The following is an 8,338-nucleotide window of genomic DNA, read 5'->3' as shown; positions in this document are numbered from 1 at the left end:
CTAGGGAACGTGGTCAGGCCACAAGGTGTTTAGCGCTGTATCCCACCCCGTCGCCGGTCCTGGCCGGGAGCGGCGACGGGGAACCTTTAGCAGGGTTCAGACACATAAGGTGTTTGATCCCATGGTTTGATGGTGCGATCCGTTCGATGGAATGGAAGGAAGCACTATGGGACATAGATCGTCATGGCTACGCCACGACCACGCACGCTGTCAGAGCAGCAATACAGCGATCCCAAGCTTCGACTGCGGAGCTGAGCCGCGAACTCGGCATCAACCCGAAGACGGTCGCGAAGTGGCGGAAGCGACAGACGGTTGAAGACTGCAAGACCGGGCCAAAGGAGCCGCATCGAGAAATACCGCAAAACAAGCCATTTCCAATCCCAAATCATTGTTCCAAAACCTTGCAAACAGGGAAACAAGAGGATTCCGCCGCGTGATAGTATCAAAATCGTAAACAAACTGTTAACAGAGACGCCGGTGGAAACTGGGCACAAATGTGTCAATTTGGTGGCGGGTGTGGTCCTCTTTGACTTTGGTGAGGGGGCGGTCGCGACAGCGGCCTTTAATTCAATGACCAAACAAAGCGAATCTGTTTCGCGTTTTGAAGGTGCCGATGTTGTGTATGGACGAACATTCTCGACCGAGTCCGAGCTGACCCCCACGGTCATCTCGTCTGTTGCGCCAGCAAAACGTCTCTTTGACATCGTGTTTTCGACGATGGCTGTGATTTTTTTCCTGCCGATCATGGTGATGATCGGCACGGTTCTGTTTCTGCGAGAAGGGGGGCCGGTCTTCTTTCGCCACAAACGCGTCGGCTATGCGGGCAAGCAGTTCTCCTGCCTGAAATTTCGCACGATGGTGGTGGATGCCGATAAGCGCCTGAAAGAACTCCTCGCCAGCGACCCAGTGGCCCGTGCCGAATGGGAGGTCAACCAGAAGCTGTCCAACGATCCGCGCATCTCCTGCATGGGGCATTTCCTGCGCAAGACCAGCCTCGACGAGTTGCCGCAATTCTTCAACGTGCTGAAAGGGGATATGTCGGTTGTCGGTCCGCGTCCCATCGTTCTGGCCGAAGTCGCGCGCTACCGCGAAAACATCTTTGAATACAAGTCCGTTCGTCCCGGCATTACCGGCCTTTGGCAGGTCAACGGTCGGAATGACACAAGTTACGATGAGCGGGTTGCAATGGATGTGGAATATGCCCGCAACCGGAGCTTCGTCGGGGATCTTCGGATTGTCTTCCAAACGATCGAGGTGGTACTGACCGGGCGCGGCGCAAGCTGACGCTTGGAAAGCTCGTTCAATTCAGAACGAGCACCACGATTCCGGTCCAGAAAGACAGGCAGAACAGCACCGCAAAACGCCAGACCAAATGCCTGTCCATCTGAAGAAATTGTGGGCAATCAGACCCCTCGGGGTGTATCGGAACAGGTGCCATTCGCATCCGCCTTTATTCATACCGCCCCCCAGCGTATCTATTTCATGCCATGCCCACGCGACGCTGTCAAAGGATCAGTCTGATGGACGCAACGAGCAAGCCTGCCAACTGCAGACTTTCGCCGGCTGACACCCCGACTCCCGACACGGAGCGCCGCATTGTTATCGGCATTCCAACCGCCGGACGACGCGAGATCCTGAGCGACACCGTCCGCCATATCCAGACACAGGACAGGCTGCCCGATCTCGTGATCCTCTCAGTCTCGGAGGAAGACGATATCGACCGGGAAGCCCTGCGCGATCTGACCTTTCCGGTTCAAATCATCGTCGGGCCGCGTGGCCTCTCGGTGCAGCGCAACCGTATTCTCGAACAGCTCGAACCGTCAGATATCCTGATGTTTCTTGACGATGACTTTCTGATGGAGCCGGACTATCTCGACCGGATCGACACCCTGTTCAAACAAAATCCCGATGTCGTTCTGGCAACGGGCACAGTGATCGCCGATGGCGTAGTTGGGCGGGGATATTGGCACGATACCGGTCTCGACTTCCTGGAGAAGCATGTTCGTTCGGACGAACCCGAGAGACTAACGGAGGTCTATAACGGCTATGGCTGCAACATGGCGATCCGCGCCGCCACTGTGTTGCAGAACGGCATCACCTTCGATGAGGAACTGCCGCTCTATTCTTGGCTGGAAGATCTCGATTTCTCCCGACAATTGGCCGCATTCGGCCGTCTCGTAAGATCGAATCGTCTGTTCGGTGTGCATCTCGGCACCAAGACCGGGCGCACGCCGGGAATTCGGCTCGGTTATTCGCAGATCGTCAACCCGGTCTACATGCTTCGAAAAGGGACGGTCTCGCCCGGCAGGATGTTCCGGCTCACCGGGCGTGTCTTCGCCTCCAACCTTGTCTACTCGATCCGTCCGCGGGAATGGACGGACAGCCGCGGCCGGCTGAAGGGCAATTTCCTCGCCTTCCTCGATATCCTGCGCGGCAGGATCGACCCGCAACGCGCCCGGAAATTCTGATCCGCACGGCGATACCCGGCCGGTTCAGCGCCCCTTCCAGACCGGATCGCGTTTTTCGGCAAAAGCACGGGCACCTTCGAGCTGATCCTCGGATGAATAGAGCCTCTCGACCGTCGCGAACTGGCTCCGCGTGATGCGGTTCAACGCGTCCTGGAACTTCATGTCCTCGGCCTCGCGCACGATCTCCTTGATCGCGGCATAGACCAGCGGCGGCCCGCTCTCCAGCAACCGGGCAAGTTCCCAAGCCTTGGGCAGAAGATCCTCCGGCGCCGTCACTTCCCGCAGCAGCCCCCATTGCTTCGCCTCGACCGCGTCGAACCAGCGCCCCGTCAGCAGCAGATCCATCGCCACGTGATAGGGGATCCGCTTGGGAAGCTTGACGGACGCCGCATCGGCCACCGTTCCGGATCGGATTTCGGGCAGGGCAAAAGTGGCGTTCTGCGAGGCAAGGATCAGGTCGCAGGACAGCGCCAGTTCGAGCCCACCGCCACAGCAGATCCCGTTCACCGCACAGATCACTGGCTTGTTGAGCCCCGGCAGTTCCTGCAACCCGCCAAAGCCACCAACCCCGTAATCACCGTCGACCGCATCACCCTCCGCCGCAGCCTTCAGATCCCAGCCAGGGCAGAAGAACTTCTCTCCCTCGGCACGCAGAATGGCCACGCGCAGAGTCTCGTCGTCGCGAAAGGCGCGAAAAGTCTCGCCCATGATCCGGCTGGTGGCGAGATCGATCGCATTGGCCCTGGGCCTGTCCAGCGTCACTTCGAGAATGCCGCCTTCGCGACGGGTGCGGATGGGAGTCTCGGTCATTCCATTTCCTTCCGGATCAGGGCGTCGACGGCGACAGCGCCGCTTTCGCGCAGGATGAGCGGGTTAATTTCTATCTCGGCATATGTGGGCTCCGCCTGCATCAACCCTTGCAGTTTCATGACAGCCTCCACCATCGCGCCGATATCCGCCACAGGCCGACCGCGGTAACCGAACAAAAGCGGCGCGAGGCGCAGCCGCGAGAGCGCATGTTGGACCTCCTCGCGCTCAACGGGCAAAACCAGCGTCGCCGTATCCGCCAGGAGTTCCGCCGCGACCCCGCCCATTCCAAGCGTCAGAGTCGCCCCATAGACCGGATCGCATTGCAGCCCGATCAGCATCTCGGCAACGCCGTCCGAAACCATTTCCTCGAGCAGATAGCCGCGTGCGCCCTTCATCGGCGGCTCGCCATCCAACTGGCTGAGGCCCAGCCGCACGCCACCCGCTTCCGTCTTGTGTACCAGTCCGAGTGCCTTGAGCGCGAATGGCGGTCTCAATTGCGGTACCTGCGCCTCCAAACCTTCCAAAGACCCGGCGCTTACACCTCGTGGCACGTCTATCCCGATGGAGGCGAAGATCTCCTTGGCCTCTACCTCGTTCAGCACACGTGTTGGTTTCGCAGGTCGTACCGCCCAGGGCCGCCACCCATAACGACCACGGGACGTCGTCGCCGCCGCCAGGGCCGCAAGGGCGGTCTCCAGGCCGCTAAGCGGCGCGACACCGCGCTCGACAAGCGTAATCGCAAGGGCTTCGTCGAAATTCTCCGGCAAGGTCGCAATCGGGAAAGCCGGCTTTCCTGTCGTCCGCCCTGCGGCCTCGGCCGCTTCCAGAGAATGCATGAAGGAGGACGGATCGCACCGATCCGGCCTTGGCGGATCGATCAGGAATATCCCGGCTTCATATCCTTCCAGCATCGTCGTGAACACGGCTTCGGTGAGCGCTGCGTCACCCCAGATATATGTATTGTAATCCAACGGGTTGGATATCTTGACCCGAGGCCCCAATAACCTGGCCAAATGCGCGGCCTGCACCGGGTTGGGTTGCGGAAACTCAAGAGCGGACCCTTCGGTGAGATCGGCAACCATCGTAGCCTCGCCACCGGAACAGGAGAGCGAACAAAAGCGCGTCCCGGCAAGCGGCCCATGCGTGTGAAACACATTCAGTGTCTCGATCATCTCGGCTAACGTCGAAACCTCGGCAATGCCGCTTTGCCGCAAAAAGGCCGAGGAAGCCGCGGCGGTCCCTGCAAGGGCTGCGGTGTGGCTGGCTGCCGCCGACGCCCCGGCGGCTGTCTTGCCCGCCTTAACCATCACGACGCCCTTTCCCGCCGCCCGCATTACCTGAGCGATCTTCGCAAGCGCTGCGGGATCGTCGATCCCCTCTGCATAGATTCCGAGCGCCGTAACCCTGTCGTCGAACATCAGCGCCTCGGCCAAATCCGCTAGGCCAATTTGGGCGGCATTTCCCAGGCAGGCGATATAGGCGATGGGAAGGCCCCGCGCCTGCATCGAAAGATTGATGGCAATGTTCGAACTTTGCGAGATGATCGCCACGCCCCGGTCGACACGCCGGCCGCCATGCTGGTCCGGCCAGATGATCGCACCATCGAGATAGTTTATCATCCCGTAGCAATTCGGCCCCAGCACCGGCATCCTTCCGGCCGCCGCTACCAGCTCCTCCTGCAGAGCACCGGCTCCGGCCTCGCGCCAACCGGAGGCAAAACACACCGCACCGCCCGCCCCCATCGCCGCCAGTTGTCGCGTTACGTCGATCGTCGCTACGCGGTTGATACCCAGGAAGCTCGCATCCGGTGCCGAGGGCAGGTCCGACAGGTCCCGAAACACCCGGCGTCCAGCAATCAGGGAACGTTTCGGATGAACAGGCCAGATCTCACCGTCAAATCCCATGCGTTCGCATTGCGCGATGACATTTTCCGCCCAAACGGAACCGAGCACGGCAATCGAGCGCGGACGGAGCAATCTGGCCGGATCACGCTTCATGATCTGCCCCCTGCGCAATTAGAGAATGCGGAGGAACGAGAACTCATGCTCCCAACGGACGAAGAAGATCGCGGCTGATGATGTGGCGCTGGATTTCGGACGTGCCGTCCCAGATCCGTTCGACGCGGGCATCGCGCCAGAACCGTTCGATGGGAAAATCATCCATCAGCCCCATACCGCCATGGATCTGCAAGGTTGCATCCGTGACCCGCGCGAGCATCTCCGTTGCGTAGAGCTTGGCCGATGCAATCTCGCGATTCGCCGGCAATCCCCGATCCAGGCGCCAAGCGCCGGCGAGTGTCAGCCAATCGGCGGCGTCAATCTCGGTGATCATGTCGGCGATCTGGAAGCCGATACCCTGGAACTTGCCGATAGGTTGACCGAATTGTCTGCGTTCGGCGGAATAAACCAAGGCATGGTCGAAACAGCGGCGGGCTCTTCCGACGGACATCGCTGCGACGGTCAGACGCGTCGCGTAGAGCCATTCGTTCATGACCGCGAATCCACCATCCACCTCGCCCAGAACCTGCGCGTCAGGCAGACGGCAATTGTCGAAATAGAGGATATTATTCTTGTAGCCGCGATGGCTGACGGAATTGTAGCCGTCCCGAACGTCGAAACCGGGCGTACCGCGATCAACGAGGAAGCAGGTGATCCTCTTCTTCGGCCCCTTGGGGGTGTCATCGACGCCTGTCGCGACGAAAACAATGAAGAAGTCGGCATGTTCCGCACCGGAGATGAAGTGCTTCGTGCCGTGGACGACCCAGTCACCGCCGTCTCTTCGGGCCGCGCATTTCATGCCGCGCACGTCGGAACCCGCGTCGGGTTCGGTCATCGCCAGCGCATCCATCTTTTCGCCACGCACCGCCGGCAGCAGGTAACGTCCGCGCTGTGCGCCTTCGCAGGCCAGCAGGATATTCTGCGGCCGGCCGAAATAATGCGTGAGCGCCATGGAACCTCGGCCAAGCTCCCGCTCGACTAGGGTGAAGTCCAGATGCGACAAGCCAGCGCCCCCTACGTCTTCGGGGAAATTGCAGGCATAGAAGCCAAGCTCGAGGGTCTTGCGCTTGATCTCCTCGGCAAGCTCCAACGGAACCTGTCCGCTTCGGTCGACCTCGGCCTCGTGGGGATAGATCTCGTTTTCCACGAAACTGCGAACCGTGGAGACGATCATCTCCTGTTCTTCGGTCAATCCGAAATGCATCCGCTCGGCTCCCTGCCCAAGGCGCAGCCGCCAGATACGCGGCCGCAGGGATCAGGCTAGCGGTGGCGGAATGTACCTTTGTGCCGGATTCGTTGAAACCATGCAGGATCTGTCAACCGAGACTGGGCGAGCCTTCAAAGGCCAGGAAACATCTCCTTCAATGTTCTCTGCAATAACGGCCAGCCACCGGGTTTCCAGCCCAGGTCCCGCAACCTGGCACAGTCCATCTGGGAGACTTGTGTCACGTCAGCCGATTGCGGCAAAGGCAGCGACATGCCGGCAATCTGCGCCAACTCACGAAGCAGGTCACGACGATCGAGAACAAGGTCCGAGAGGTTGAAGGCCCTTCCGCCGAGCTTTTCGGGCGACGCTTTCAGCAACAGGCGGACCGCAGAGGCGACATCGGCGCCGTGCACCTCGGTGGCGGCCCGCGGTGCGATATCGGTGCCAGCGAAAAAATCGTGAAACAACTCTTCCCACTTATGTCTTTGACCCGGTCCTGCGGGACCATATACACCCGTTGCCCGAAGGCTGGCGGTTGCGACATCCGCCCCGTAAAACCCGGCAAGCGCTTGCTCTGCCCGCCATTTCACTTCGCCGTAAAGCGTGTCGGGGCGTGGCGCGAGGCTCTCGTGCAGGCGCGTTCCAGCGGGCCAGTCGCCATAGACGGCGCGGGAGGAGAGAAACAGGATACGCTTCACGCCATCCCTCCGGGCGGCCTCGAAAAGACGCATTGTGCCGTCCAGATTGGCCTGTCGAAAACCATCCGGATCCGTTCCTTCGCCGCCGCGATACCGCCCGGGCAGGTGTTGGAAGGCGAGATGGATCAAACCGTCAATACCCTCAAGGCTTGGGGGCGGAGCGCCAAGCTCGAACGGCATATGCGCAACGGGTTCGGAGAAAAAGCCCGGCCGTGGTGGATTCCGGCCCAGCGACAATACCGTATCCCCTGCCGCCAGAGTTTCCTCGGCCACGAACCGGCCGACAAGCCCGGTGGCACCGGTAATCGCCAGTTTCATCCCTGCGGCCCGGGCAGGGAGGCGATCACGGGAACCGGCCCGTCCCCGGCATAGGCTTCCCAAAGCGCGATCAGCGGTGCGAGCCGGTCGGCCTTGGGATGCGGCTGCTGCCAGGGTTTCTCGTATTGGAAATGCAGGATGCGGATCGACCGCCAGTCCCACAGGTCCGGCATGTTGAACCAGACATATTGCAACATGTTGTCAAAAACCGGCAATCCGTGCCAGTCCGGGAAGAAATGCTGCAGAAAGGTCTGATCCGTCCGGCTCCAGAAGGCACCCGGCTGGTCGAGTTCCCTGAGCATATGCTCGAAGGTTTCGAAACTTGGCCGGGCGGTGAAGACGCCGGAGTTCATTCGATGGAAATCGGCGAGGCTCTCGTAGACATTCGGTGCGGCAGAGAATTCCGGGTAATGGAACAGCCGATCGCAGTTTTTCAGCATCAGCGCGTCGGCATCGATGAAGACGACGCTCTCATATTCCACCATCTGCCACAGCCGCAGTTTGGCGAAATTGTCGAGGGGCGTGTGGAATGGCGGTTTCTCGCCCTTTGTGAACGGCGCCTTTCCGTGCAGCCGGTCGCGCCCGTGAGCTTCGTTGAACGCGTCCGAAGTCGGCAACAGGTCGACCTGCACCAGCCGCGCGTCGAGCGCCAGCAGGGGCGCCAGCTCTTCCGGGCCCGCCGCCGCGGTGTGCAGAATAACGACATCCGCGTCCGTTCCGGTCAGGCGGATCGAACGCACTAGTGCCTTCGCGCCAAGCGCGTAATCGGCATTGGTGACCAGCGTCACGTAGGCGTGCCGGCTGCGTGCCGGCACATTGGCATGAAGCCCGTCGACCATC

General features: G+C 60.6%; 7 protein-coding genes and 1 pseudogene. 3 read left to right on the top strand and 5 right to left on the bottom strand.

Annotated features, from left to right (window positions below):
• Window positions 1-146 precede the first annotated feature (146 nt).
• The 3 genes and pseudogenes from BLR85_RS29445 to BLR85_RS02160 all read left to right on the top strand — a co-directional run.
• A pseudogene (locus tag BLR85_RS29445) lies at window positions 147-338 on the top strand (helix-turn-helix domain-containing protein); the annotation flags it as partial.
• 139 nt (window positions 339-477) lie between these two features.
• Entirely contained in the window at window positions 478-1,284 is an 807-nt protein-coding gene (locus tag BLR85_RS02165; protein ID WP_212635004.1) for a sugar transferase, read from the top strand.
• 236 nt (window positions 1,285-1,520) lie between these two features.
• Window positions 1,521-2,468: a glycosyltransferase family 2 protein gene (locus BLR85_RS02160; protein WP_093148505.1), complete on the top strand. Its 948-nt coding sequence runs from the start codon at window positions 1,521-1,523 to the stop codon at window positions 2,466-2,468.
• Window positions 2,469-2,492: 24 nt separating this feature from the next.
• Here the strand turns inward: BLR85_RS02160 and BLR85_RS02155 are convergent, their stop codons facing one another.
• The 5 genes from BLR85_RS02155 to BLR85_RS02135 all read right to left on the bottom strand — a co-directional run bounded on the left by BLR85_RS02155 (window position 2,493) and on the right by BLR85_RS02135 (window position 8,337).
• Window positions 2,493-3,278: a carnitinyl-CoA dehydratase gene (locus BLR85_RS02155; RefSeq protein ID WP_093148502.1), complete on the bottom strand. Its 786-nt coding sequence runs from the start codon at window positions 3,276-3,278 to the stop codon at window positions 2,493-2,495.
• Window positions 3,275-5,275, bottom strand: coding sequence for an acetate--CoA ligase family protein (locus BLR85_RS02150; protein ID WP_093148497.1), 2,001 nt, complete (start codon window positions 5,273-5,275; stop codon window positions 3,275-3,277). The genes BLR85_RS02155 and BLR85_RS02150 overlap by 4 nt, the downstream gene beginning before the upstream one ends.
• A gap of 43 nt (window positions 5,276-5,318) precedes the next feature.
• Window positions 5,319-6,479, bottom strand: coding sequence for an acyl-CoA dehydrogenase family protein (locus BLR85_RS02145; protein ID WP_093148494.1), 1,161 nt, complete (start codon window positions 6,477-6,479; stop codon window positions 5,319-5,321).
• 134 nt (window positions 6,480-6,613) lie between these two features.
• Window positions 6,614-7,498, bottom strand: coding sequence for an NAD-dependent epimerase/dehydratase family protein (locus tag BLR85_RS02140; protein ID WP_093148490.1), 885 nt, complete (start codon window positions 7,496-7,498; stop codon window positions 6,614-6,616).
• Window positions 7,495-8,337, bottom strand: coding sequence for a glycosyltransferase (locus BLR85_RS02135; protein WP_093148487.1), 843 nt, complete (start codon window positions 8,335-8,337; stop codon window positions 7,495-7,497). Before BLR85_RS02135 ends, BLR85_RS02140 begins: the two co-directional genes overlap by 4 nt.
• Window position 8,338 lies beyond the last annotated feature (1 nt).

Origin of the sequence: Aliiruegeria lutimaris, assembly GCF_900099935.1 — a bacterium.
Taxonomy (GTDB): domain Bacteria; phylum Pseudomonadota; class Alphaproteobacteria; order Rhodobacterales; family Rhodobacteraceae; genus Tropicimonas; species Tropicimonas lutimaris.
This window is presented reverse-complemented; position numbering and strand designations above follow the sequence as displayed.

Coding starts and splice junctions, on each gene's coding strand:
- BLR85_RS02150 (WP_093148497.1), bottom strand. CDS start 5,275: ATGAAGCGTGATCCGGCCAGATTGCTCCGTCCGCGCTCGATTGCCGTG.
- BLR85_RS02155 (WP_093148502.1), bottom strand. CDS start 3,278: ATGACCGAGACTCCCATCCGCACCCGTCGCGAAGGCGGCATTCTCGAA.
- BLR85_RS02140 (WP_093148490.1), bottom strand. CDS start 7,498: ATGAAACTGGCGATTACCGGTGCCACCGGGCTTGTCGGCCGGTTCGTG.
- BLR85_RS02145 (WP_093148494.1), bottom strand. CDS start 6,479: ATGCATTTCGGATTGACCGAAGAACAGGAGATGATCGTCTCCACGGTT.
- BLR85_RS02135 (WP_093148487.1), bottom strand. CDS start 8,337: ATGGTCGACGGGCTTCATGCCAATGTGCCGGCACGCAGCCGGCACGCC.
- BLR85_RS02160 (WP_093148505.1), top strand. CDS start 1,521: ATGGACGCAACGAGCAAGCCTGCCAACTGCAGACTTTCGCCGGCTGAC.